The organism is Micromonospora sp. NBC_01638 (assembly GCF_045209745.1).
Classification (GTDB): Bacteria; Actinomycetota; Actinomycetes; order Mycobacteriales; family Micromonosporaceae; genus Micromonospora.
In genome coordinates this window covers 281,757-306,804 of record NZ_CP109273.1, presented here as the reverse complement: position 1 = coordinate 306,804, position 25,048 = coordinate 281,757, and the positions used below count along the sequence as shown (strand labels likewise).

The 25,048-nt window shown below is 70.6% G+C and carries 23 protein-coding genes; 17 read left to right on the top strand and 6 right to left on the bottom strand.

Features of this window, described 5'->3' with window-relative positions; translation table 11 throughout:
• Positions 1-2: 2 nt before the first annotated feature.
• From OG811_RS01305 to tkt, 3 genes are all read right to left on the bottom strand, one after another.
• The gene (locus OG811_RS01305) at positions 3-1,652 is read right to left on the bottom strand and encodes a glucose-6-phosphate isomerase (protein WP_406071485.1); all 1,650 of its coding nucleotides are present in this window, start codon (positions 1,650-1,652) and stop codon (positions 3-5) included.
• A 76-nt stretch (positions 1,653-1,728) separates the two neighbouring features.
• Entirely contained in the window at positions 1,729-2,934 is a 1,206-nt protein-coding gene (gene tal, locus OG811_RS01300; RefSeq protein WP_406071483.1) for a transaldolase, read from the bottom strand.
• A gap of 16 nt (positions 2,935-2,950) precedes the next feature.
• A complete protein-coding gene (tkt, locus tag OG811_RS01295; protein WP_406071481.1) occupies positions 2,951-5,089 on the bottom strand; it encodes a transketolase in 2,139 nt (712 codons plus the stop codon).
• A gap of 266 nt (positions 5,090-5,355) precedes the next feature.
• On the opposite strand from tkt, the gene OG811_RS01290 reads away from it, so the two are divergent.
• From OG811_RS01290 to OG811_RS01280, 3 genes are all read left to right on the top strand, one after another.
• Complete coding sequence (locus OG811_RS01290; RefSeq protein ID WP_406071479.1) at positions 5,356-6,309, top strand: heme o synthase; 954 nt, start codon at positions 5,356-5,358, stop codon at positions 6,307-6,309.
• Positions 6,310-6,551: 242 nt separating this feature from the next.
• Positions 6,552-6,887, top strand: coding sequence for a hypothetical protein (locus tag OG811_RS01285; RefSeq protein ID WP_406071478.1), 336 nt, complete (start codon positions 6,552-6,554; stop codon positions 6,885-6,887).
• Between the two features lie 13 nt (positions 6,888-6,900).
• Positions 6,901-7,821, top strand: a complete 921-nt coding sequence (locus OG811_RS01280) for a RimK family alpha-L-glutamate ligase (RefSeq protein WP_406071477.1) — start codon at positions 6,901-6,903, stop codon at positions 7,819-7,821.
• A 532-nt stretch (positions 7,822-8,353) separates the two neighbouring features.
• On the opposite strand, the gene OG811_RS01275 is transcribed toward OG811_RS01280, so the two are convergent.
• Positions 8,354-9,310, bottom strand: coding sequence for a COX15/CtaA family protein (locus tag OG811_RS01275; RefSeq protein ID WP_406071475.1), 957 nt, complete (start codon positions 9,308-9,310; stop codon positions 8,354-8,356).
• Between the two features lie 98 nt (positions 9,311-9,408).
• On the opposite strand from OG811_RS01275, the gene OG811_RS01270 reads away from it, so the two are divergent.
• From OG811_RS01270 to OG811_RS01225, 10 genes are all read left to right on the top strand, one after another.
• Complete coding sequence (locus OG811_RS01270; protein WP_406071474.1) at positions 9,409-10,209, top strand: helix-turn-helix transcriptional regulator; 801 nt, start codon at positions 9,409-9,411, stop codon at positions 10,207-10,209.
• Entirely contained in the window at positions 10,206-11,636 is a 1,431-nt protein-coding gene (gene sufB, locus OG811_RS01265; RefSeq protein ID WP_406071473.1) for a Fe-S cluster assembly protein SufB, read from the top strand. Before OG811_RS01270 ends, sufB begins: the two co-directional genes overlap by 4 nt.
• Before the next feature lie 92 nt (positions 11,637-11,728).
• Positions 11,729-12,880: a Fe-S cluster assembly protein SufD gene (gene sufD, locus OG811_RS01260; RefSeq protein ID WP_406071471.1), complete on the top strand. Its 1,152-nt coding sequence runs from the start codon at positions 11,729-11,731 to the stop codon at positions 12,878-12,880.
• On the top strand, positions 12,880-13,206 hold the full coding sequence (locus OG811_RS01255; protein ID WP_406071470.1) for a non-heme iron oxygenase ferredoxin subunit: 327 nt from the start codon (positions 12,880-12,882) through the stop codon (positions 13,204-13,206). Before sufD ends, OG811_RS01255 begins: the two co-directional genes overlap by 1 nt.
• Positions 13,206-13,979 carry a Fe-S cluster assembly ATPase SufC gene (sufC, locus tag OG811_RS01250; protein ID WP_406071468.1) on the top strand — a complete coding sequence of 258 codons (774 nt, stop codon included), beginning with the start codon at positions 13,206-13,208 and terminating at the stop codon, positions 13,977-13,979. Before OG811_RS01255 ends, sufC begins: the two co-directional genes overlap by 1 nt.
• 18 nt (positions 13,980-13,997) lie before the next feature.
• Entirely contained in the window at positions 13,998-15,302 is a 1,305-nt protein-coding gene (locus tag OG811_RS01245) for a cysteine desulfurase (RefSeq protein ID WP_406071467.1), read from the top strand.
• A complete protein-coding gene (gene sufU, locus OG811_RS01240; RefSeq protein ID WP_272612550.1) occupies positions 15,302-15,775 on the top strand; it encodes a Fe-S cluster assembly sulfur transfer protein SufU in 474 nt (157 codons plus the stop codon). The genes OG811_RS01245 and sufU overlap by 1 nt, the downstream gene beginning before the upstream one ends.
• A 76-nt stretch (positions 15,776-15,851) precedes the next feature.
• Positions 15,852-16,346 carry a metal-sulfur cluster assembly factor gene (locus tag OG811_RS01235; RefSeq protein WP_406071464.1) on the top strand — a complete coding sequence of 165 codons (495 nt, stop codon included), beginning with the start codon at positions 15,852-15,854 and terminating at the stop codon, positions 16,344-16,346.
• A 460-nt stretch (positions 16,347-16,806) separates the two neighbouring features.
• Entirely contained in the window at positions 16,807-17,439 is a 633-nt protein-coding gene (locus tag OG811_RS01230) for a LysE family transporter (protein ID WP_406071462.1), read from the top strand.
• A gap of 74 nt (positions 17,440-17,513) precedes the next feature.
• A complete protein-coding gene (locus OG811_RS01225; protein WP_406071461.1) occupies positions 17,514-18,182 on the top strand; it encodes an acVLRF1 family peptidyl-tRNA hydrolase in 669 nt (222 codons plus the stop codon).
• Between the two features lie 28 nt (positions 18,183-18,210).
• Here OG811_RS01225 and OG811_RS01220 read toward each other — a convergent pair whose 3' ends face one another.
• Positions 18,211-19,128 carry a neutral zinc metallopeptidase gene (locus OG811_RS01220; protein ID WP_406071459.1) on the bottom strand — a complete coding sequence of 306 codons (918 nt, stop codon included), beginning with the start codon at positions 19,126-19,128 and terminating at the stop codon, positions 18,211-18,213.
• A 262-nt stretch (positions 19,129-19,390) separates the two neighbouring features.
• Between OG811_RS01220 and OG811_RS01215 the strand changes: the two genes are divergently transcribed.
• Complete coding sequence (locus OG811_RS01215; RefSeq protein WP_406071457.1) at positions 19,391-20,995, top strand: ABC-F family ATP-binding cassette domain-containing protein; 1,605 nt, start codon at positions 19,391-19,393, stop codon at positions 20,993-20,995.
• 53 nt (positions 20,996-21,048) lie between these two features.
• On the opposite strand, the gene OG811_RS01210 is transcribed toward OG811_RS01215, so the two are convergent.
• Positions 21,049-21,648 carry a cadmium resistance transporter gene (locus OG811_RS01210; RefSeq protein ID WP_406071456.1) on the bottom strand — a complete coding sequence of 200 codons (600 nt, stop codon included), beginning with the start codon at positions 21,646-21,648 and terminating at the stop codon, positions 21,049-21,051.
• A 217-nt stretch (positions 21,649-21,865) separates the two neighbouring features.
• On the opposite strand from OG811_RS01210, the gene OG811_RS01205 reads away from it, so the two are divergent.
• From OG811_RS01205 to OG811_RS01195, 3 genes are all read left to right on the top strand, one after another.
• Positions 21,866-22,093, top strand: coding sequence for a helix-turn-helix domain-containing protein (locus tag OG811_RS01205; protein WP_007462679.1), 228 nt, complete (start codon positions 21,866-21,868; stop codon positions 22,091-22,093).
• Between the two features lie 46 nt (positions 22,094-22,139).
• Positions 22,140-22,907: an enoyl-CoA hydratase/isomerase family protein gene (locus OG811_RS01200; protein WP_406071454.1), complete on the top strand. Its 768-nt coding sequence runs from the start codon at positions 22,140-22,142 to the stop codon at positions 22,905-22,907.
• Between the two features lie 114 nt (positions 22,908-23,021).
• Positions 23,022-24,998 (top strand): ABC transporter ATP-binding protein, encoded by a 1,977-nt coding sequence (locus OG811_RS01195; protein WP_406075444.1) that lies wholly within the window; start codon positions 23,022-23,024, stop codon positions 24,996-24,998.
• The last annotated feature ends 50 nt before the right edge of the window (positions 24,999-25,048 follow it).

Below are 25,048 nucleotides of genomic sequence, written 5' to 3'. Positions count from 1 at the left end.
CCTCACGCGGGCAGCTCACCGACCGCGTCGAGCAGTTGGGCGACACCGGCGGCCCGGTCGGTCAGGTGCAGCCGCAGCACGGGCCGCTCCCGGCCGGCGAGGGCCTGCCGGTCGCCGGCGGCCTGCGCCGCCTGCAACTCACCGAAGGTGAACGGCTTGCCCGGCACCTCCAGGTCCTCGGCGACCGCACCGGTCACCTGGAGGTAGCTGCCCACCTGGGGGCCGCCCTTGTGGTACTGGCCCGTCGAGTGCAGGAACCGGGGCCCCCAGCCGAAGGTGACCGGCCGGCCACCCGCCTGGGCCAGCAGCGGCCGCAGCCGGGCCGCGTCGGCGTCGGCGAACCGGTCGAGGTACGCCATCACCGCGAGGTAACCGTCGTCGCCCAGCCCGTCGAGCAGCCAGCGCAGCACCCCGGCCAGGTCGCCGGGAGCGCCCTGCGGGGCGTACACCTCGATCGCGCCCTCGGTGAACGACGGCGTCTCCGCCGGCAGGCCCGAGGCCAGGATCTTGTTGGTGTTCTCCTTGGATTCGGTGACGTTCGGCTGGTTGAACGGGTCGATGCCGAGCACCACGCCGGCCACTGCGGTGGCGTACTCCCAGGCCAGGAAGTGCGCGCCCAGCGGGCCGTTGACGGCCACGTCCGGGTCGACGCCGCCACCCGGTACGTCACCGGGGGCCAGCGCGCCGCCGTAGCTGACGGTCAGCACGTCCGACCCGGTGGCGCCGGGGCTCTGTGGGGACTCCACGACCACCGGGAGGATGCCCACCCCGGCCTTGCCGGTCGACTCGGCGATCAGCTGCTCGGCCCAGTCGCCGAGCCCGTCGATGCCGGTGCCGTCGGAGACCAGGGCGACCTTGTCCCGGGCCAGCGTGGCCGCTGCGCCCAGGGCGACACCCAGCGCCAATGCCGGATTGTCCCGGTCCGCGGCGAGCGACGCGGCCAGCGCGTCGGCCTGGTCGAGCAGTTCGGCCACGTTGACCCCGGCCAGCGCCGAGGGCACCAGGCCGAACGCGGTCAGCGCCGAGTACCGGCCGCCGACGTTGGGGTCGGCGAGCACGGTGAACGCGCCCATCTCGGTCGCGGTGCTCTCCAGCGGCGAGCCCGGGTCGGTGACGATGACGAAGTGCCGTCCGGCCTCCGCCTCGGTCATCCCGGCGTCCAGGAAAGCCTGCCAGTAGGCGCGGCGGTGGCTGTCGGTCTCCACCGTCGAGCCGGACTTGCTGGCCACGACCACCACGGTGCGTTCCAGCCGGTCACCGAGCGCCGCCCGGACCTGGCCCGGGTCGGTGGTGTCCAGCACGGTCAGCGGGCGACCCAACGTCCGGGTGATCACCTCGGGGGCCAGTGACGAGCCGCCCATGCCGGCGAGCACCACGTGGTCCAGATCGGCCAGCTCCGCGGTCAGCTCGGCCAGCTGCACCAGCAGCTCCCGGCTGCGCTGGTGGGTGTCCACCCAGCCCAGCCGGACCTTCGCCTCAGCCTCGGCATCCGGACCCCACAGACTCGCGTCCTTGCCCGCCAACTTGCCCGGGACGCCGGCCTTGACCAGCGCGTCCCGGGTCGAGGCGGGCGCGGACTTGTCGACCGCGTCCGCGCCGTACACAGCAAGTCCCGCGGCTGCCTCCACCGGCCCGGCGAGAAGGTCACTCATGCCGCCACTCCGCTTCGCTGCGTGCCGTCATGAGGCACCATCGCACTGAGCATGCTGATTCGCTCGCTGCGCTCGCTCATGCGTTACCACCGGCCTTCTCGGCGCCCTTGGCGTTGCCCTTGGCGGCCTTGTTCGGCGAACCCTTGCCGGCACCCGCTGCCTCCAGCGACTTGCGGACGCCATCGAGCAGCTCCTGCCAGCTGGTCGCGAACTTCTCCACGCCCTCGCGCTCCAGGGTGACGATCACGTCGTCCATGTCCACCCCGACCGACTCCAGGTCGGCGAAGACCTTGCGCGCCGCGTCGTACGAGCCGGTGATGGTGTCGCCGCCGCGGGTCTCCCCGTGATCGGCGTACGCGTGGATGACCGACTCGGGCATGGTGTTGACCGTGCCGGGAGCGATCAGCTCCTCGACGTAGATGACGTCGCGGTAGTCCGGGTTCTTCGTCGAGGTGGACGCCCACAGCGGCCGCTGCGGGTGCGCGCCGGCGTCGGCCAGCGCCTTCCAGCGGTCCGAGGAGAACACCTTGGTGTAACGCTCGTACGCCAGCTGGGCGTTGGCGACGGCAGCGCGCCCCTTGAGTCCCACCGCGCGCTCTTTGCCTGCGGTGTCGGAAGCCTTGTCTGCCATCCGATCCAATCTCTTGTCGACCTCGGAGTCGACCCGGGAGACAAAGAACGACGCCACCGAGCCGATGGTGGACAGGTCGTGACCGTTGGCCTTGGCCTGCTCCAGACCGGCGAGGAACGCCTCCATCACCGCCGAGTAGCGGTCCAGACCGAAGATCAGCGTCACGTTCACGCTGATCCCCTCGGCCAGGGTGGCGGTGATCGCCGGCAGGCCCGCCTCGGTGGCCGGGATCTTGATGAAGAGGTTGGGCCGGTCGACCAGCCACCACAGCGCCTTGGCCTCAGCCACGGTCTTGTCGCTGTCGTGCGCCAGTCGGGGATCCACCTCGATGGAGACCCGGCCGTCGACGCCCGCCGTTGCGTTGTGCGACGGGCGCATCACGTCACAGGCCCACCGCACGTCGTACGTGGTGAGCATGCGCACCGCCTCCTCGACCTCCACCCCACGGGTGGCGAGATCGCGCAGCTGCCAGTTGTACTCGTCGGCGTCGCTCAGCGCCTTCGCGAAGATCGTCGGGTTGGTGGTCACCCCGACCACGTGCTTCTCCCGGCGGAGCTGGTCCAGCCCACCGGAGCTCAGCCGTACCCGGGAAAGATCGTCGAGCCAGATCGCCACGCCCGCGGCGGTGAGCTCACTCAGCCTGTCCGTCATGTCGTCCACGCTCCCCTCAGTTGCCGGTCGTGAAACCGGTGATGTCGCCCACCCGGGCCAGCGAGGCGTGTGCCGCCGCGACGATCCGGTCGGGGGTGAACCCGAACTGCTCGAAGAGCACGGTGTGCGGGGCGCTCGCCCCGTAGTGCTCCAGGCTGACGCTCTCGCCGAGGTCACCGACGACGCCGCGCCAGGACATGGCGATTCCCGCTTCCACGCTCACCCGTGCCTTTACCCCGCGTGGCAGCACCGACTCCCGGTACGCCTCATCCTGCTCGTAGAACCACTCCTGGCAGGGCATCGAGACCACCCGGGTCGGGGTGCCGTCGGCCTCCAGCCGCTCCCGGGCGGTCAGGCAGAGCTGCACCTCGGAACCGGTGCCGACGATGATCACCTGAGGCTTTCCGTTGGACGCCTCGGCCAGCACGTAGCCGCCCTTGGCCACACCGTCCGCGGCGCCCAGGACCTCCCGGTCCAGGGTCGGCAGCGGCTGGCGGCTCAGCGCCATCGCGGTCGGCCGGTCGGTGTGCTCCAGCGCCAGACGCCAGGCCCAGGCGGTCTCGTTGGCGTCGGCCGGGCGGACCACGTCCAGGCCCGGAATGGCGCGCAGCGCGGTCAGGTGCTCCACCGGCTGGTGGGTCGGGCCGTCCTCGCCGAGGCCGATCGAGTCGTGCGTCCACACGTAGGTCACCGGCAGCTTCATCAGCGCGGCCAGCCGGACCGACGGGCGCATGTAGTCGCTGAACACCAGGAACGTGCCGCCGTACGGGCGGGTGCCGCCGTGCAGCGCGATGCCGTTGAGGATCGCGCCCATGGCGTGCTCACGGATGCCGAAGTGCAGCGTGCGGCCGTACTCGTGACCGGGGAAGTCCTTGGTGGCGTGCACGGCCGGGATGAACGACGGCTCGCCCTTCATGGTGGTGTTGTTGCTCTCGGCCAGGTCGGCCGAACCACCCCACAGCTCCGGCAGCACCGGCGCGAGGGCTTCCAGCACCTTGCCGGAGGCGGCCCGGGTGGCCACGCCCTTGGCGTCGGCGGGGAAGACCGGCAGCGCCTCAATCCAGCCGTCCGGTAGCACGCGACCGGCCATCCGCTCGTAGAGCGCGGTGCGCTCCGGGTTGGCCTTCTTCCAGGCGTCGAACGCGGTGGTCCACTCCTGCTCGGCAGCGGATCCGCGATCCATCACACGCCGGGCGTGGGCAAGCACCTCCTCGTCGACCTCGAAGGTCTGCTCCGGGTCGAAGCCGAGGATCTGCTTGGTGGCCTTCACCTCGTCGGCGCCCAGCGCCGAGCCGTGGATCTTGCCGGTGTTCTGCTTGTTGGGGGCGGGCCAGCCGATGATGGTGCGCAGCGCGATGAAGGAGGGACGGTCGGTCTCCGCCTTGGCGGCCAGCAGCGCCCCGTGCAGGGCCTCGGCGTCCTCGTGGTAGTCGCCCTGGTCGGCGTCGCCGGTGCGCCAGTCGACGGTCTGCACGTGCCAGCCGTACGCCTCGTAGCGGGCGGCCACGTCCTCGCTCTTGGCGATCCGGGTGTCGTCCTCGATGGAGATCTCGTTGTCGTCGTAGATCACGGTGAGGTTGCCCAGCTGCTGGTGCCCGGCGAGGGCGCTGGCCTCGTGGCTGATGCCCTCCTCGATGTCGCCGTCGGAGACGATGCACCAGATGTTGTGATCGAAGACCGACGCGTTCGGCTCGGCCTCGGGGTCGAACAGGCCGCGCTCGCGGCGGGCCGCCATGGCCATGCCGACCGCGTTGCCCAGGCCCTGCCCGAGCGGGCCGGTGGTGGTCTCCACGCCCGGGGTATGCCCGTGCTCGGGGTGACCTGGCGTGAGCGAGCCCCACTGCCGCAACGACTTCAGGTCGGACAGGCTCATCGGGTAACCGGACAGGAACAGCTGGATGTAGAGCGTCAGGCTGGAGTGCCCGGCGGAGAGGACGAACCGGTCCCGGCCGGGCCAGTTCGGGTCGGCCGGGTTGTGCCGCATGACCCGGTTGAAGAGGAGGTACGCCGCGGGCGCGAGGCTCATCGCGGTGCCCGGGTGGCCGTTGCCGGATTTCTCCACGGCATCCATGGCCAGCACGCGGACGGTGTCGACGGCCCGTCGATCGAGGTCGGACCAGTTCAGTGCGGAGTGCTCGGGTCGTTTGGCAGCCACGATGGTTTGTGCTCCTCGGCAGTTGTGCGGAACCCTCAATGATGACCATATCGAGCGTCCCTAAACGCGCGCCCAGAGATCTCTGCATGGTGTGCGTCACGTGACCAACCGAATGCCCGTTTCAACCCGGTGGTGTGACGGCCCGCACCGTTGTCGGGTCGGCCGGGCAGCCAAAACGACGACGCGTAGTGTGTGGGTCGGTGTGCGGCCCCGAGCGGGCCCGGCCGATCCGATCTCCCCGTGCCGATGCCGGAAGGTGGCAATCCGTGAGCATGATCACCGAGCGCCCCGCGAGCAACCCGGGCGGGCAGCACCCGGCTCAGGCCGCCGAGGGCACGGTGGCCCGGCGGGACGTACGCGCGGTTCTCTCGGCGTACGTGACGCTCACCAAGCCGCGGATCGTTGAACTGCTGCTGGTCACCACCATCCCGGTGATGATGCTCGCCGATGGCGGGCTCCCGTCGCTGTGGCTGATGGCCGTCGTGCTGATCGGCGGCTCGCTCGCCGCTGGCGCGGCGAGCGTGCTCAACTGCTATATCGACCGGGACATCGACCAGGTGATGCGGCGTACCAAGCGTCGACCGCTGCCGGCGCACACCGTGTCGCCGCGTAGCGCGCTGATCTTCGGTCTGGTGCTGGCGGCCGTTTCGGTCGCCCTGATGGCGGCGTTCACCAACCTGCTGGCCGCCGGGCTGACTCTCGCGGCGATCGCCTACTACGACCTCGTCTACACCCTGTGGCTCAAGCGGTCCACCTCGGCGAACACCTTCTGGGGTGGCGCCTGCGGGGCGGCCCCGGTGCTGATCGGGTGGGCGGCGGTGACCGGCTCGCTGGCGCCTGCCGCCTGGGGGCTCTTCGCGGTGGTCTTCTTCTGGCAGATGCCGCACTTCTACCCCCTCGCGATGAAGTACAAGGACGACTACGCCCGGGCCGGCATCCCGATGCTGCCGGTGGTCGCCTCCACCCGCCGGGTCAACGCGGAGATCCTGATCTTCGCGTGGCTGACCGTGCTCACCTCCCTGGCTGTCTGGCCGCTGGGGCTCAGCGCGATCTACGGCGTGCCGACCCTGGTGGTGGGTGCCATCTTCGTTGTCGAGGCGCACCGACTCTGCCGGCGCGCGACGCGCGGCGAGGCGATCAAGCCGATGCGGTTGTTCCACTGGTCGACGACGTACCTGACGATCGTGTTCGTGGCCGTCGCGCTCGACGCGCTGATCTGACCATCTCCTGACTAATCATGACCATGGATGAGTTGTCCGGGTTTAAGGTCACATCAGAGTAACTTTCGGCATGAGTTGGATGGGCTCAACCTGCGGCGGTTTGCCGGTGTGCTCTGAGTGCAAAAGTCCGGATATAAACGGACAGCTAACCTGTGGTCATCCTTAAACCTGTAGGTAATTGGCATCACAAAAGGTTCATGGTTCTCGCACGAGGGGGTGGAAGTCTGCTTAGGCTTCGCGTCATGGCAGATGGTTCCGATACGACGCTGACGGCCGAGCAGACCGCCGGCGAGCAGACGCCCCACGGCCTGGTCGTGGGCCTCAAGGCGTTCGCCGCCGGACACGGCGGTGCGAAGGCGGTCATCGAGTACGTCGGCAAGCGTGGCGCGCGAATCGTCCTGGTGGGTTCCGACGGCGAGTGGGGCGACCAGTTCGCCGACGACACCGTCACCGCACGGGAGGCGTGCGCCAAGGCGGGAGTCACCGTCGAGAACGCCTGGGAGCGTGAACTGATGGACCAGATGCGCCCGAGCAACGACCTCTGGCGGTCGATGGCACGGCGCACGATGGCCCGCTGAATAGACAGCTGAATTGACCACCCACAACCAGTCGACCCGGGGGGAACCCCGGGTCGCTCTCGTCACCTGTGCCGACCTGGTCGATCTCGACCCGGACGACCGGCTGGTCCTCGCCCCGCTCGCCGCCCGTGGCGTCGCCGTCGACACCGCGGTCTGGGACGACCCCGACGTCGACTGGTCCTCCTACGACCTGGTCGTGCTCCGCTCACCATGGGACTACGCGCTGCGCCGCGACGAGTTCGTCACCTGGGCGACCACCGTTCCGGCGCTGGTCAACCCGGCCGACGTGGTTCGCTGGAACACCGACAAGCGCTACCTCGCCGAGCTGAGCGCCGCCGGGGTGCCGACCGTGCCGACGTCGTGGGTCGAGCCAGGGGAGACCTGGCAGCCGCCCGCCGAGACCGGCGAGTACGTGCTCAAGCCCGCCGTCAGCGCCGGCAGTCAGGACACCGGCCGGTACGACCTGGCGGATCCGGAGCACCGGGACCTGGCCGCCGCACACGTCCGCCGGCTCTCCGACGCCGGCCGGGTGACCATGGTCCAGCCGTACCTGTCCGCCGTCGACACCGAGGGTGAGACGGCACTGCTCTTCCTGGCCAGCCCGGAAGGGCTCGCATTCAGCCACGCGATCCGCAAGGGTCCGATGCTGTCCGGGCCGGACCTTGGCCCCGACGGGCTCTACAAGGCCGAGGAGATCACCGCCCGCACCGCCCGACCCGAACAGCTGTCGGTGGCCGAGAAGACCCTCGCCGCGGTCCCCGGCGGCGCGCGGCAGCTGCTCTACGCCCGGGTCGATCTGATCCCCGGCCCGGACGGCGAGTCGGTCCTGGTCGAGCTGGAGCTGACCGAGCCGTCGCTGTTCATCGGGTACGCCGACGGCGCCCCCGAGCGCCTCGCCACCGCGATCGCCACCCACCTGGCCCTGCGCACCTGAACCTCCGCGCGTCCCTACCCGCCCGCCCGCCCGCCACCCTGCGGCCGGTGCCTGCCCCGCACGCCCGCCCCGCACGCCTGCCCCTCCGCTGAGGCAGGCAGCGAACCCACGACGGCGGCCCCCGGTGGTGTGTGAGCGCCTCCTTTGCTCTGCTTCAACGACCGCAACACCCGCTGTCCGGATACCGGACGGCGGGCGTTGCGTGGGGTGAAGCAGAGCAAAGGAGGCGAAGGAAGTCCTGGCCGCCCGCCAAGATCGTGCTCAAACCAGGATCGAGTGGCATCGGCGCGTCGGTGAGCCACTATTTCCTGGATCGAGCACGATCTTCGGCGCGGGGCGCGGGGCGCGGGGCGCGGGGCGCGGGGCGCGGGGCGCGGGGCGCGGGGCGCGGGGCGCGGGGCGCGGGGCGCGGGGCGCGGGGCGCGGGGCGCGGGGCGCGGGGCGCGGGGCGCGGGGCGCGGGGCGCGGGGCGCGGGGCGCGGGGCGCGGGGCGCGGGGCGCGGGGCGCGGGGCGCGAGGCGCGAGGCGCGGGTCAGGCGGGAACGGGGACGGCTTCGGTGGGGACGGTCTCGGGTGCCGGGGCGACCGGGCGGCGCTCGCGGGTCGACCATTGCACCGACAGGGTGGCCAGCAGCACCAGGCAGGAGCCGAGCATGTGTGCGCCGACCAGGAGCGCCGGCACATGGGTGAAGTACTGCACGAAGCCGATCACACCCTGACCCAGCTCCACGGCGACCAGGACGATCGCGGCACGGGTGGCCCGCTGCGCGCCGACGGCCCGGAACGCGAAGATCAGCGCCACCGAGAGACCGATCAGCAGGAAGACGCCGTCCGCGTGCACCCGGGAGATTGACTCCGGGTTCAGCCCGTTACGGGCCGCGCCGTGGTCGCCGGCGTGCGGGCCGCTGCCGGTGACCCAGGTGCCGAAGACCAGCACCGCGACGCTGACGCCGGTGGTGACCCGGGCCAGTGCGCGCAGCGGCGTGGGCACCACCGCCACGGTCGGGCCGTCCGGGTCGCCGATGCGCCGCCAGAGGGCGTACGCGGCGGCGATCACCGCCATCGAGGCGAGGAAGTGCAGGCCGACCACCCACGGGTTGAGGTTGGTGAGCACGGTGATGCCACCGATCACCGCCTGCGCGGGAATGCCCAGGAAGACCGCGACGGCCAGCGTCAGGAGGCCGGGCCGGCGCGGCTGGTGTGCCAGCACGGCCAGCAGGGTGGCCAGCGCGATCAGGCCCACCGCGAAGGTCAGCATCCGATTGCTGAACTCGATCACCCCGTACAGGCCCATCTCGGGCGTGGTGACGTACGACTCGTCGGTGCACCGGGGCCAGGTGGGGCAACCGAGGCCCGAGGCGGTCAACCGGACGGCCCCGCCGGTGACGACGATGCCCACGTTCGCGATGATCGAGGCGAGCGCGAGACGGCGTAGCAGGGTGCCGGAGACCGGACGGACGATTCGGTTCACGGCGCAAATCCTACGCACCGTAGTGATCGAGGTTCGTCCGACTCCGCGGGGTCGGTGGTTCGGATCACCGGGACCCGGGTTTGCGACCCTCCGGGTAATTACGTAACGTTGGCGTTGTGAAAAACGCGGCGGCGCTCTCCGGGCACCAGCCGACGGCTGTTCCGGCCGTCGGTGCGTCCGCGTCTGCGCCTGTCGTGACCATGTCGGCCGCCCTCGGCGGGGCCGCTGCGGCCGAGGTCTCCACCCGGGACCGGGTCACCCAGTTGCTGCTGGAGCGGGGGGCCACCACCGCCGCGCAGCTTGGCGTGGCCCTCGGGCTCAGCCCGGCGGCGATCCGCCGACACCTGGACGCGATGCTCGCCGACGGTGACGTGCACGCCCGCGAGCAGACCGTGCAGGGCAGCCGTGGCCGGGGGCGTCCGGCCAAGGTGTTCATGCTGACCGAGGCCGCCCGGGTGCGCTGTGGCACCCACCACTACGACAACATGGCCACCGCCGCGCTGCGCTGGATCGCCCGTAGCGGCGGCTCGGACGCGGTCGAGGCGTTCGCCACCGAGCAGGTGTCCGCCCTCGAGTCCCGCTGTCAGGCGGCCATGGAGGACGCCGGCGACGACCTCCTGGCGCGAGCCGAGGCACTCGCCGCGGCGCTCACCGCCGAGGGTTACGCTGCCAACGCGACCACGATCGCCTCCGGCGGTCAGCTCTGCCAGCACCACTGCCCGGTGGCGCACGTGGCCGCCGAGTTTCCCCAGCTGTGCGAGGCCGAGACCGCGGTGATTTCCCGTCTGGTTGGCACCCACGTGCAGCGCCTGGCCACCATCGCGCACGGCGACGGGGTGTGCACCACGCACATCCCGACCCAGCCGGGCCGTGCTCAATCCGGTAATCCCGTCACCACTGTGAGGACAGATAGATGACCGAGCAGATCGTCCAGCCCCTGACCCAGGAAGAGCAGCTTGCCGCCCTGGGCCGGTACGAGTACGGCTGGTCCGACCCGGACGTCGCCGGGGCGACCGCCCAGCGCGGTATCAACGAGGCGGTGGTGCGGGACATCTCGGCCAAGAAGAGCGAGCCGGCCTGGATGCTCGACCTGCGACTGAAGGGCCTGCGGCTGTTCGGCCGCAAGCCGATGCCGGCCTGGGGCGCGGACCTCAGCGGGATCGACTTCGACAACATCAAGTACTTCGTCCGGTCCACCGAGAAGCAGGCCACCAGCTGGGAGGACCTGCCCGAGGACATCAAGAACACCTACGACCGGCTGGGCATCCCCGAGGCGGAGAAGCAGCGCCTGGTCGCCGGTGTCGCCGCGCAGTACGAGTCCGAGGTCGTCTACCACAAGATTCGTGAGGACCTCGAGGAGCAGGGTGTCCTGTTCCTGGACACCGACACCGCGCTGCGCGAGCACGAGGACGTCTTCAAGGAGTACTTCGGCACGGTGATCCCGGTCGGCGACAACAAGTTCGCCGCGCTGAACACCTCCGTCTGGTCCGGTGGCTCGTTCATCTACGTGCCGAAGGGCGTGCAGGTGGAGATCCCGCTGCAGGCCTACTTCCGGATCAACACGGAGAACATGGGTCAGTTCGAGCGGACGCTGATCATCGTCGACGAGGGTGCGTACGTGCACTACGTCGAGGGCTGCACCGCGCCGATGTACTCCTCCGACTCGCTGCACAGCGCGGTCGTGGAGATCATCGTCAAGAAGAACGCCCGGTGCCGCTACACGACCATCCAGAACTGGTCGAACAACGTCTACAACCTGGTCACCAAGCGCGCCGTCTGCCACGAGGGCGCGACCATGGAGTGGGTCGACGGCAACATCGGCTCCAAGGTCACCATGAAGTACCCGGCGGTCTACATGACCGGCGAGCACGCCAAGGGCGAGGTGCTCTCGGTGGCGATGGCCGGCGAGGGTCAGCACCAGGACGCCGGCGCCAAGATGGTGCACGCCGCGCCGCACACCTCCTCGACCATCGTGTCGAAGTCGATCGCCCGGGGCGGCGGCCGCACCTCGTACCGGGGTCTGGTGCAGGTGCTGGAGGGTTCGCACCACAGCCGGAGCACGGTCAAGTGCGACGCGCTGCTGGTCGACACCATCTCCCGCTCGGACACCTACCCGTACGTCGACATCCGCGAGGACGACGTGTCGATGGGGCACGAGGCGACCGTCTCCAAGATCAGTGACGACCAGCTCTTCTACCTGATGAGCCGGGGCCTGAGCGAGGACGAGGCGATGGCCATGATCGTGCGCGGCTTCATCGAGCCGATCGCCAAGGAACTCCCGATGGAGTACGCCCTGGAGCTCAACCGTCTGATCGAGCTCCAGATGGAGGGCGCGGTCGGCTGACGCCGCCGCTCCCCGCGTGGCGGGCCGGAGACGTCGGCCCGCCCGCACCAAGCCCAACCTCGCCGTCACGGAACAGACAGACCAAGGAAGACATGACTACCCAGGCTTCCGCGCCGCCGCCCAGCACCAAGTCGCAGGCGCTGCGCTCGTACGACGTCGCCGACTTCCCGGCCCTCACCGGCCTGGAGGAGGAGTGGCGTTTCACCCCGCTCAAGCGCCTGCGCGGCCTGCTCGACGGCGCCGTCTCGAACGAGTCGGCGCACTGGCCGGCGCTGGAGTACGGGACGTTGCCCGCTGGCGTCACGGTCGGCACGCTGGCAAAGGACGACCCGCGGCGGGGCAGCGTGCTGACCCCGGTGGACCGGGTCAGCGCGCGTGCCTACGGCGAGTCGGATCTCGGCACGCTGATCGAGGTGGCCCGGGAGGCGGTCGTCGCCGAGCCGGTGATCGTCACCGTGCACGGCGGGCCGTCGGACGTGGTGGCCTTCGCGCACACCTTCGTCGACGTGGGCGTGCTCTCCGAGTCGGTCCTCGTGCTCCAGTACGTGGACAGTGGCACCCTGGCCGACAACGTCGAGGTCTCGGTGGCCGACGGGGCGAAGCTGACCCTGGTCACCGTCGCCGACTGGGCCGACGACGCGGTGCAGGCCCAGCACCTCAAGGTCAAGCTGGGTCGGGACGCCAAGGTCATCCACATCCAGGTCACCCTCGGCGGCGACCTGGTCCGGCAGTTCACCAGCGTGGAGTACACCGGCCGCGGTGGTGAGGCCGAGCTGTACGGCGTCTACTTCGCCGACTCCGGTCAGCACCTGGAGCACCGGCAACTGGTCGACCACACCGTCCCGGACTGCCGCAGCTACGTCGGCTACCGGGGCGCTCTGCAGGGCGCGGACGCCCACACCGTCTGGGTGGGCGACGTGCTCATCCAGGCCGAGGCGACCGGCACCGACACGTACGAGATCAACCGGAACCTGCTGCTCACCGACGGCGCGCGGGCGGACTCCGTACCCAATCTGGAGATCGAGACCGGCGAGATCGCCGGCGCCGGCCACGCCAGCGCGACCGGCCGCTTCGACGACGAGCAGTTGTTCTACCTGATGGCCCGCGGCATCCCGGAGAGCGATGCCCGCCGCCTGGTGGTCCGCGGCTTCTTCGCCGAGCTGATCAACAAGATCCCGGTGGAGTCGCTGCGCGAGCGCCTCGGCGACGCGATCGAGGCTCGGCTCACCAAGGCGGGCGCCTGATGATCCGGATCTGCTCCGCCGAGGACGTGCCGAAGGGCACCGCGATCAGCGCGGACGTCGACGGCACGCCGATCGCGCTGGTGCACGGCGGGGACGGCGAGTTCTACGCCGCCTACGACGAGTGCTCGCACGCCTCGGTCGCCCTCTCCGAGGGTGAGGTCGACGGCTGCACACTCGAGTGCTGGCTGCACGGCTCGCGCTTCGACCTGCGCACCGGGCAGCCCTCCGGGCTCCCGGCCACCGAACCCGTACCCGTCTATCCCGTCGAAGTCCGCGACGGCGACATCTACCTCAGCCTGACGCCGAGTAATGGAGTGACCCGATAATGAGCACCCTGGAGATCCGCGACCTGAAGGTGTCGGTCAAGCTGCCCGAGGGTGAGCTCAAGCCGATCCTGCATGGGGTAGACCTGGAGGTGAAATCCGGTCAAACCCACGCGATCATGGGCCCGAACGGCTCCGGCAAGTCCACCCTGGCATACTCGGTCGCCGGTCACCCCAAGTACGAGATCACCGGCGGCTCGGTGACCCTCGACGGCGAGGACGTGCTCGCCATGACCGTCGACGAGCGGGCCCGCGCCGGCCTCTTCCTGGCCATGCAGTACCCGGTCGAGGTGCCCGGCGTCTCGGTGGCGAACTTCCTGCGGACCGCGAAGACCGCCATCGACGGCGAGGCGCCGAAGCTGCGCACCTGGGGCGGCGAGCTGCGCGGGGCGATGCAGCGGCTCCAGATGGACCCGGCGTTCGCCCAGCGCAACGTCAACGAGGGCTTCTCCGGCGGTGAGAAGAAGCGGCACGAGATCGTCCAGCTGGAGCTGCTCAAGCCGAAGATCGCGATCCTCGACGAGACCGACTCCGGCCTCGACGTCGACGCGCTGCGGGTGGTCAGCGAGGGCGTCAACCGGGTCCGCGACAACGGCGACACCGGCGTGCTGCTGATCACCCACTACACGCGGATCCTGCGCTACATCAAGCCGGACTTCGTGCACGTCTTCGTGGCCGGCCGGATCGTCGAGCAGGGCGGCCCGGAGCTGGCCGACAAGCTCGAAGCCGAGGGCTACGAGCGGTATGCCGCCGGAGCCGGCTCGGCCCGGGCCTGAGCGAGAGGCGCTGCCGAGATGACCAGCATCGCGATCCCGCCGGGGATGCCTCAGTACGACGATGTGCCGCGTTTCGACGTGGCCCGCGTGCGCGCCGACTTCCCGATCCTGGACCGGGAGATCAACGGGCATCCGCTGGTCTACCTCGACAGCGCCAACACCTCGCACAAACCGCGCCAGGTGCTCGACGTGCTGAACGAGCACTACGCGCGCCACAACGCCAACGTGTCGCGCTCGGTGCACACCCTGGGCACCGAGGCCACGGAGGCATACGAGGGGGCACGGGCGAAGATCGCCGCGTTCATCAACGCGCCGAGCCCGGACGAGGTGGTGTTCACCAAGAACTCCACCGAGGCGATCAACATCGTGGCGTACGCGTTCTCCAACGCCTCGCTGCGTCCGGACGCTGACCCCCGGTTCCGGCTGGGCCCGGGCGACGAGGTGGTGATCTCCGAGATGGAGCACCACTCGAACATCGTCCCGTGGCAGCTGCTCTGCGAGCGGACCGGCGCGACCCTGCGCTGGTTCCCGGTCACCGATCAGGGCCGGCTGAACGAGTCGGGCCTGGACGACCTGGTCACCGAACGGACGAAGATCGTCTCGCTGGTGCACACGTCGAACATCCTCGGCACGATCAACGCCACGTCCCGGATCACCGCGCGGGTCCGCGAGGTGGGGGCGCTGCTGCTGCTGGACTGCTCGCAGTCCGTGCCGCATCTACCGATGGACGTGGTCGACCTGGACGCCGACTACATCGTCTTCACCGGGCACAAGATGCTCGCCCCGACCGGTATCGGTGTGCTCTGGGGCCGGGCCGAGCTGCTGGCGGCCATGCCGCCGGTCTTCGGCGGCGGTTCGATGATTGAGACGGTCACCATGGCCCGCTCGACGTTCGCCGCGCCACCGGCCCGATTCGAGGCGGGCACCCCGCCGATCGCCGAGGCGGTCGCGCTCGGCGCGGCGGTCGACTACCTGACCGGCATCGGGATGCAGGCCATCCAGTGGCACGAGAAGGAGCTGACGGCGTACGCGCTGGAGGCCTTCGGTTCGGTGCCCGACCTGCGGATCTTCGGCCCGACCGTGCCGGTGGGCCGGGGCGGCACCATCTCGTTCGCGCTCGGTGACGTACACCCGCACGACGTGGGTCAGGTGCTCGACTCGCTCGGCGTGCAGGTGCGCGTGGGCCACCACTGTGCCAAGCCGGTGTGCAACCGGTTCGGCGTCCCGGCGATGACCCGGGCCTCGTTCTACCTCTACACCACCAATGAGGAGATCGACGCTCTGGTGACCGGTCTGGAACAGGTGCGGAAGGTGTTCAACTGATGCAGCTCGACCAGCTCTACCAGGAGATCATCCTGGACCACTACAAGCGCCCGCACGGGCGTGGCCTGCGCGACGCCGACGACGCGGGCGACCGGGTCGCGGAGGCGCACCACGTCAACCCCACCTGCGGTGACGAGGTCACCGTCCGGGTGGCCACCGACGGCGCCGTGCTGCACGACATTTCGTACGACGGGATGGGCTGCTCGATCAGCCAGGCATCGGCGAGCGTGCTGCACGAGTTGCTGCGTGGTCGGGGCGCCGGGGAAGCTTTCGAGGTGCACGAGGCGTTCGTGGAATTGATGTCCGGACGTGGGCAGGTCACGCCGGACGAGGACGTGCTCGGTGACGGGGTGGCTTTCGCGGGTGTGGCCCGCTACCCCGCCCGGGTCAAGTGCGCGCTGCTGCCGTGGATGGCGTTCAAGGACGCCGCGGCACGCGCCGGTGTGGGCGTGAGCCCGGAGGTGAAGGCATGAGCGAGCGTCAGCGAGCGAATCATTGGTGCAGCGCGGTGGTGCCTCAGGGCGTCACGGAGCGAAGCGGAGGGACGGCATGAGCGAGAACACCGCTACCGCAGCGACGCCGGAGGCCGGTGACGCCACTGCGGCGCCGCAGACCGACGCCGTGACGACCGACGCCGTGACGACCGACGCCGTGACGACCGACGGGGCCGTGACGACCGACGGTGCCGGCGACGCCGCCGCCCCGGCGGGCGGCGTCAGCAAGGCCATGATCGCCGACGTCGAAGAGGCGATGAAGGACGTCGTCGACCCGGAACTCGGCATCAACGTGGTCGACCTGGGCCTGGTGTACGGCGTGCACGTCGACGACGAGAACGTCGCGACCCTGGACATGACGCTCACCTCGGCGGCCTGCCCGTTGACCGACGTCATCGAGGACCAGACCCGTCAGGCGCTGACCACCGGCCCCGGCGGTGGCCTGGTCAACGACATCCGGATCAACTGGGTGTGGCTCCCGCCGTGGGGTCCGGACAAGATCACTGACGAGGGTCGGGACCAGCTCCGTTCCCTCGGCTTCAACGTCTGACCCGACCTGGTCGGTTCTGCCCGTCGAGCGTGACGCCCCAACCCGGGGCGTCACGCTCGACCCTTTCCGGGCCTCGGCAACCGTGCGGCCCGCCGTGCCCGCCGTGCCGTGCCGTGCCCGCCGTGCCGTGCCCGCCCCAAGATCGTGCTCGATCCAGGATCGAGTGGCATCGGCGCGTCGGTGAGCCACTATTTCCTGGATCGAGCACGATCTTCGGCGCGGGGCGCGGGGCGCGGGGCGCGGGGCGCGGGGCGCGGGGCGCGGGGCGCGGGGCGCGGGGCGCGGGGCGCGGGGCGCGGGGCGCGGGGCGCGGGGAAATCCGGTAGCGCGGGTGAGGCTTCGGCGATCAGGATGACGGGGTGACTGAGGCGTACCCGAAGCAGGTTCCTGTTCGTGCGGCCACCGCCGTGCGTCGACAGCGCACCGTGCCCGTGGTCGCTTCGATCCGCCGTCCCTCGTCGTGACCGGGGCGTTCCTCGCCGGTCTCGTCGCTGGCTACGGCGTCGCCATCCCCGTCGGCGCGATCGCGATCCTCATCCTGGGGCTCACTGCCCGTACCTCGTTCCGGGTCGGTGCGGCCGCGGCGCTCGCGGTGGCGACGGCCGACGGGATCTACGCGGCGGTCGCCGTGCTCGGTGGCGCCAGCCTGGCCGGGATGATCGCGCCGGTCGCCGGGCCGCTGCGGGTGGTCGCCGCCGTGGTCCTGCTGGGTCTCGCCGCGCATGGCCTGTGGCGGACCTGGTGCACCCACCGCTCGCGGCGAACGCCGACGGCATCCGCCGGTCGGGGTCTGAGCACTCCGGGGCGGGCCTACGGGGTGTTGCTCGGGCTGACCCTGCTGAACCCGATGACGGTGCTCTACTTCGCCGCGCTGGTGCTCGGTCGCCGAGACACCGCCGATGGGGGCACGGTTACCGCGACGCTCTTCGTGGCCGGTGTGTTCCTGGCGTCGGCGAGCTGGCAGCTGCTCATCGCTGGCGGTGGCACCGTGGTCGGCCGGGCGCTGACCGGGCCGCGCGGCCGGCTGGTCACCGGCCTGGTCTCCAGCGCGCTCATCGCCGCGCTGGCGGTGGCCGCGCTGCTGCCGCGCTGAGTCGTTCCCGCCGGGCGACTGCACGGTCCCCGCCCGGCGGCCCGGTCGGGCCCGGCGTGCCGTACGGTCGGGCGGTGACCAGTCGACCCGCAGCCGGGGGCGGCCGGTGGGTCGAGGTCGACCCGGCCCGCGTCGGCCGCTGGATCGAAGGCTTCGCCGACCGGCACGGCCCGCCCACCACGACCAACCAGGAGTACGGGCTGCTGCTCGCCGCCCCCGACGGATCCACCGCCGAGCTGTACGCCCCACCCGGGGCGCCGGCCAGCGTCGACGTCGCCGGGTTCGTGGCCGACGCCGTCGCACCCCGCCGGATCGGCCTGTTGCTGGCCCGCAAGGGCGCGGTGGCCGTCGGCGTGGCCGAGGGCGCCGACCTCGTCGTGTCCAAGGTGGACCGCCAGTACGTGCAGGGGCGCACCGCTGCGGGGGGATGGTCGCAGCAGAGGTTCGCCCGTCGGCGCGACAACCAGGCCAAGGCGGCGTTGGGTGACGCGGCAGAGTTGGCCGTACGGCTGCTGGTGCCGGAGGCCGCGGCCCTCGCCGCGGTGGTCTGCGGCGGTGATCGGCGGGCGGTGGACACGGTGTTGGCCGACCGGCGGTTGGCTCCGCTCGTGCCGCTGCGTGCTGAGCGGTTGCTCGATGTGCCGGAGCCTCGGCACGCGGTGCTGGTCGGCGCGGTGGGCGCGGCCCGGGCGGTGTGGATCCGGCTGCGCGACCCGGCACAGCCGCCCAGCCGCTCGGCCTGACCGCCGCGTACGACATCCGGGGTTGGGGTTAGAGCTGGTCGGTGGCGAAGGTGTCGCAGGTCTTCGGGTCGCCACTGGCAAAGCCCTGCTGGAACCAGCGCTGCCGCTGCGCGGAGGTGCCGTGGGTGAACGAGTCGGGGTTGACCTGCCCACCGGAGCGTTCCTGGATGCTGTCGTCGCCGATGGCCTCGGCGGCCTTCAGCGCCTCGTTGATGTCGGTCTGGGTGATCGACGTGAACAGCGGCTCCTGACCGGTCTTGTCCTTGCTCTCGGTGGCGTGTTCGGCCCAGGCGCCGGCGTAGCAGTCGGCCTGCAACTCCAACCGCACGGAGGCGGAGCGGGGGCCGCTCTGGTCGCCCTGGCCGGCCTTTTCGTTGGTGCCGAGCAGGTTCTGGATGTGGTGTCCGTACTCGTGGGCGAGCACGTAGGGCTGGGCGAACTCGCCCTTGGCGCCGAACCGGGAGGCCAGCTCGTCGTAGAAGCTCAGGTCGATGTACACCTGCCGGTCGGCCGGGCAGTAGAACGGGCCGACGCCCGAGTCGGCCTGACCACAGCCGGTGTTCACGGCGGCCTGGAAGTAGTTGGTATCGGTCGGCTCGTACTTCCCCTTGCCCAACTCCGGGTACGCCTTCTCCCAGTAGCCCTGGATGCTGTTGACGAACAGCAGGTTGCGGCAGCGTACGTCGTCGAAGCGCTTGGTGTTCTCGCGCGAGCACAGTTGCTCCAGGTCGGTGCCGCCGGCCTGCCCGCCCTCGTCGCCGTTGGTCATCGCGTTCAGGCCGAACCCACCGCCGAGCAGCGCGACCAGCACCGCCACCACGATGCCGATCAGCCCGCCGCGACCACCGCCGCCGGGCAGTGGAATACCCATGCCACCGCCTCCGCCGCCCCGGCCCCGGTCATTGACCTGGGACGTGTCGAGTTCGGCCCGTTCGTTGAGTTCCATGCTGACCCCGATCGCCGTATGCCGTGATTGTCGTCTGGATGTCGTTCTGTCGTTGAAGTGCCGGACGGAGTCCGGACAGCGGTTCCGGTACCCGATGATCTTGATTGGTAATCCGGGCGGGCCGCCCAGCGACGCCCGGTACACTTGTCGGGTGCTGCGCTGCGAAGGCTGAACCGCCCCGCGCCGTCGGGCCCCTTGAGCCCGCCGGCCGTTTCGCGTGCCCCGAGTCAGCCTTCCAGACCCCGAGAGCGAGCCCGAATACATGATCACTGCCACCGGCCTGGAACTGCGTGCCGGTTCCCGGATCCTGCTGTCCGACACCACCCTGCGCGTGCAGCCGGGTGACCGGATCGGCCTGGTCGGTCGCAACGGCGCCGGCAAGACCACCACGCTGAAGGTGCTCGCCGGTGAGGGGCAGCCGTACGGCGGCCAGATCGACCAGCGCAGCGCCATCGGCTACCTCCCACAGGACCCGCGTACCGGCGACCTGGAGGTGACCGGCCGCGATCGGGTGCTCTCGGCGCGCGGCCTGGACGTGCTGATGTCCCAGATGCAGGAGGTCGAGGCCCGCCTCGCCGAGGACGCCAGCGAGAAGCTGGTCCGCCGTTACGGCGCGCTGGAGGACCAGTTCGCAGCCCTGGGCGGGTACGCCGCCGAGGCCGAGGCCGCCCGGATCTGCGCCAACCTCGGCCTACCGGACCGGGCGCTCGCGCAGACCATCGGCACTCTCTCCGGTGGTCAGCGCCGACGCATCGAGCTGGCCCGGATCCTGTTCCGCGACGCGGGGGAGAACGGCGGCGGCATCCTGCTGCTCGACGAGCCGACCAACCACCTCGACGCCGACTCGATCACCTGGCTGCGCAGCTTCCTCGCCAACCACAAGGGCGGCCTGATCGTGATCTCCCACGACGGCGCACTGCTGGAGTCGGTGGTCAACAAGGTCTGGTTCCTCGACGCCACCCGGTCCGTGGTCGACGTCTACAACCTGGGCTGGAAGGCGTACCTGGCGGCGCGCGAGACCGACGAGCGGCGCCGCCGCCGGGAGCGGGCCAACGCGGAGAAGAAGGCTGGCGCGTTGATGGCGCAGGCCGACAAGATGCGGGCCAAGGCCACCAAGACCGTGGCCGCGCAGAACATGGCCCGTCGCGCCGAGAAGCTGATCTCCGGCCTGGATGAGGTCCGGGTCGCCGACCGGGTGGCCAAGGTGCGCTTCCCCAACCCCGCGCCGTGCGGCAAGACCCCGCTCACCGCGACCGGCCTGTCCAAGTCGTACGGCTCGCTGGAGATCTTCACCGACGTCAACGTCGCGGTGGACCGGGGCTCCCGGGTGGCCATCCTCGGGCTCAACGGCGCCGGCAAGACGACTTTGCTGCGCATGCTCGGCGGGCTGCTCACTCCGGACACCGGCGAGGTGCACGCCGGCCACGGCCTGCGGCTGGGCTACTACGCCCAGGAGCACGAGACGCTGGACGTGGAGCGGACCGTGCTGGAAAACATGCGCGCCGCCGCCGTCGAGCAGCCCGACACCGATCTGCGCAAGATCCTCGGCGCGTTTCTCTTCTCCGGTGACGACGTGAACAAGCCGGCGGGGGTGCTCTCCGGTGGCGAGAAGACCCGGCTGGCCCTGTCCACCCTGGTCTGTTCCGGAGCCAACGTGCTGCTGCTCGACGAGCCGACGAACAACCTCGACCCGGTCAGCCGGGAGCAGGTGCTCGACGCCATTGCCAACTACCCGGGCGCGATCGTCCTGGTCACCCACGACCCGGGCGCTGTGCTGGCGCTCAAGCCGGACCGCGCCATCCTGCTGCCCGACGGCGACGAGGACGCCTGGAGCGACGACCTGCTCGAGCTGGTCGAGCTGGCCTGATCGCGTTCGGACGGGCGCTCGGCTCAGCCTCCGCCGAGGCGCGGGGCCCAGCCTCAGCCGAGCAGGTCGACCAGCCGGTTGAGCACGCCGGAGCTGACCAGGATCACCACCCCGATGGCGATGAAGATCGCCGGCACCAGCCAGTGGCCGGCGCGCTCGACCAGCGCGACCACCCGGGGGTGGCCGCCCAACCAGGCTCCGGCGGCGCACCACAGCGCGACGAACAGCACGAAGACCCCGAGGAACACCGCGCTGTCGCCGATGCCGAGGGTCCGGAACACGGGTACGTAGACGGCCACGTTGTCGGCCCCGTTCGCGATCGTCACCCCGGCCACACCAAGCGTTCCGGTGACGACCGTGGGGTTCATGTCGTCGTCGGAGCCGCGCAGCGCGCGGACGCCCAGCGCGATCGGTAGCAGGCCGAGCAACCCCGTCCACGGGTCCGGCACCACCAGTAGCCCGGCCGCGACCGCCGCGCTCGCCAGCGCGAGCGCACCGATGCCCAGGTATTGGCCGGCGACAATTTCCCAGGTGCGGGGTCGGCCGATGGTGCGGGCCGCGACGAAGAACAGGGTCAGGATGACGATGTCGTCGATGTCGGTGGCGGCGAAGACAACGGCAGCTCCGGCTGCGGTGCTCAGCAGGTGGATCACGATCGCAGGCTACGGGTCATCGGCAGGTGCCAGCGCGCCGCGGTGGTACGCAGGGACGCTGCGGCGGGGGCCGATCGCCAGGATCACTCTATCGGGAAGCTGACATTGCATAGCGTGTCGGATGGCGAAGAGTTGATATCTGGCGCATGATCGTTCGAGGCGGTCTAATAGGTGGGACCGTATCCGAACCGCACAGTCTGGGACGTGAGGACACAGCATGGCAGCCACTGGCACAGCCACCAGCACTGAGAAGGGTCGCCGGATCGTCGGAGCCGAGCGTCAGACGCTCGCCAAGGACCTGGTAAAGCGGTATACCTCGGGGGAGAGCATCCGTGCGTTGGCGGCCTCGACCGGCCGTTCGTACGGGTTCATCCACCGAGTGCTCACCGAATCCGGGGTGCAGTTGCGTCAACGCGGCGGTGCCCGGCGCCGCAAGAAGGCGTGACCCGCCACTCAGCGTCGTCGACCAGCGCCGCGCCCCGGGCCGCCCGGTGACCGCCGAGGCGACCGGGGTTCGGCTGACCTGCGACGGGCCGGTTGCCACGGTGACGTTGTGCCGGCCCGACGTGCTCAATGCCCAGACGCCCGCCATGTGGCGAGCGATGAGCGACTTCTCCCGCGACCTGCCCGGCGACGTGCGGGTGGTGGTGGTCCGGGGTGAGGGCCGTGCGTTCTCCGCCGGCCTCGACCTCGCGGTGGCTGGTGCTTCCGGCCCGGGTTCCTTCGCGGAGCTGGCCGCGCTACCCGAGCAGGAGTGCGCCGAGCGCATCGCGGAGTTCCAGGCCGGCTTCACCTGGCTGCACCGGCCGGACGTCATCTCCGTCGCGGCCGTGCAGGGTCACGCGATCGGTGCTGGCTTCCAGCTCGCGCTCGCCTGTGACCTGCGAGTGCTGTCCGCGGACGCGAAGCTGTCGATGGCTGAGGTGACCCTCGGTCTGGTGCCCGACCTGGCCGGCACGAAACGCCTCGTCGAGTTGGTCGGCTACGCGCGGGCGCTGGAGATCTGCGCGACCGGCCGCCGGTTGGACGCCGCCGAGGCGGACCGGATCGGGCTGGCCACCCTGGTCGTGCCACCAGCCGAGCTGGACGGCGCGGTCCAGGACCTGACCGCTGGTCTGCTCTCCGGGGCCCGCGACGCGGTGGTGGAGATCAAGGCGTTGCTCGCCGGTGCGGCGGGGCGGTCGCACGCCGACCAGCAGCGCGCCGAGCGGGAGGCGCAGACCCGCCGGCTGCGCGACCTGGCTGGACAGGGAGAATAGGTAAGGACCGCACGGGAAGATCCGGGTTACGACCGAGGTTGTCACAGTCGTCGGGAGAATTGACCTGACGGTGCGGTCTGCCCGACGACCCGGAGGTGAGCGATGTCCAACCCGATGTCCGGCGGTGGCATGGCCGGGTGGAGCATGCTCCGGTCGATGCGCAACCGCGACGAGGTCTCCACCCACCGGCTGAAGCGCGGGGTGGCCCGGCGCATCGTGGCCTTCGCCCAGCCCTACCGGCGCGACATCGTCGTCTTCCTGGCCACCGTGGTGTTGGCCGCCATCATCGGCGTGGCCACCCCGGTGCTCGCCGGCGACGTGATCAACGCGATCAACCGGGGCGGCACCGAGGCCGGCCGACTCGTGGTGCGGGTCGCCCTGTTCATTGCCGCGCTGGCGGTCGCCGACGCACTGCTCTCGCTGGCCCAACGGTGGTATTCCGCCCGGATCGGCGAGGGCATCATCCTCCACCTGCGCACCCGGGTCTACGATCACGTGCAGCGGATGCCGTTGCAGTTCTTCACCCGTACCCAGACCGGCGCCCTGGTGAGCAGGCTCAACAACGACGTGCTCGGTGCCCAGCGGGCGTTCACCTCGACTCTGTCCGGTGTGGTCAGCAACGTCATCCAGCTGGTGCTCACCGCGGCGGTGATGTTCACCCTCTCCTGGCAGATCACCGCGCTTTCGCTGGTGCTGTTGCCGATCTTCATCATTCCGGCCCGCCGGGTCGGTCGGCGGCTGGCTGACATCACCCGCGAGTCGTACAACCTCGACGCGAAGATGAACGCGACGATGACCGAGCGGTTCGGGGTGGCCGGTGCGCTGCTGGTGAAACTCTTCGGTCAGCCCGAGATCGAGGCCCGTCGGTTCGCCGACCGGGCCGAGCGGGTTCGCGACATCGGCATCCAGTCCGCAATGTATTCCCGCACGTTCTTCGTGGCGATGCTGCTGGTGGCCTCACTGGCGCAGGCGCTCACCTACGGCCTGGGTGGCTGGCTCGCGGTGACCGGCGGCGTCAGCGCGGGCACCGTGGTGACGCTCGCGCTGCTGCTCACCCGCCTGTACGGTCCGCTCACCGCCCTCTCCAACGTTCGGGTGGACGTGATGAGCGCGCTGGTGTCCTTCGACCGGGTCTTCGAGGTGCTCGACCTCAAACCGGGCATCGAGGAGAAGCCCGACGCGGTGCCGGTGCCCCGGGGCGCCGGCCGGGTCGACTTCCGCGACGTCCGATTCCGCTACCCGAGCGCCGCCGAGATCTCCCTCGCCTCCCTGGAGGAGGTCGCCACGCTCGACCGGACCGTCAACGAGCCGGTGCTCAAGGGGGTGTCGTTCAGCGTGCAGCCCGGGCAGATGGTCGCGCTGGTCGGCCCGTCCGGTGCGGGCAAGTCGACACTGTCGATGCTCATCTCCCGGATCTACGACGTCACCGACGGGCAGGTGCTGGTCGGTGGGGTGGACGTCCGCGACGCCACGCTCGCCTCCCTGCGCGACGAGATCGGTGTGGTCACCCAGGATTCGCACCTGTTCCACGAGACGATCGCCGAGAATCTTCGCTACGCCAAGCCGGACGCCACCGACGACGAGATCTGGGCCGCGCTGGCTGGCGCGCAGGTGGCCGATCTGGTCCGGTCGTTGCCCGACGGGCTGGACACCACCGTCGGGGAGCGCGGCTACCGGTTCTCCGGCGGCGAGAAGCAGCGCATCGCGATCGCCCGGGTGCTGCTCAAGGCACCGTCAATCGTGATCCTCGACGAGGCGACCGCACACCTGGACTCGGAGAGCGAGGCGGCGGTGCAGCGGGCGCTGTCGGTGGCGCTGGCCGGGCGAACCGCCCTGGTGATCGCACACCGGCTCTCCACCGTGCGCGACGCCGACCAGATCCTGGTCCTGGACGGCGGGCGGATCGTCGAGCGGGGACGGCACGACGAGTTGGTCGCGGTCGGCGGGCTCTACGCCGAGCTGTACCGCACCCAGTTCGCGGTCGCCGACTCGCCCACCCCGTTCGTCGACGCGACCGGCCCCGAGCCGGTGGTCATGCCGCTGGGCACCTACCGCGCCGACGAGGTGCTGCCGCCCGCCGCCGCCAACTGACGTTTTGGTGACCGGTCGGTCGACACCGCCCGCCCGGGTCGGCCGGGCCT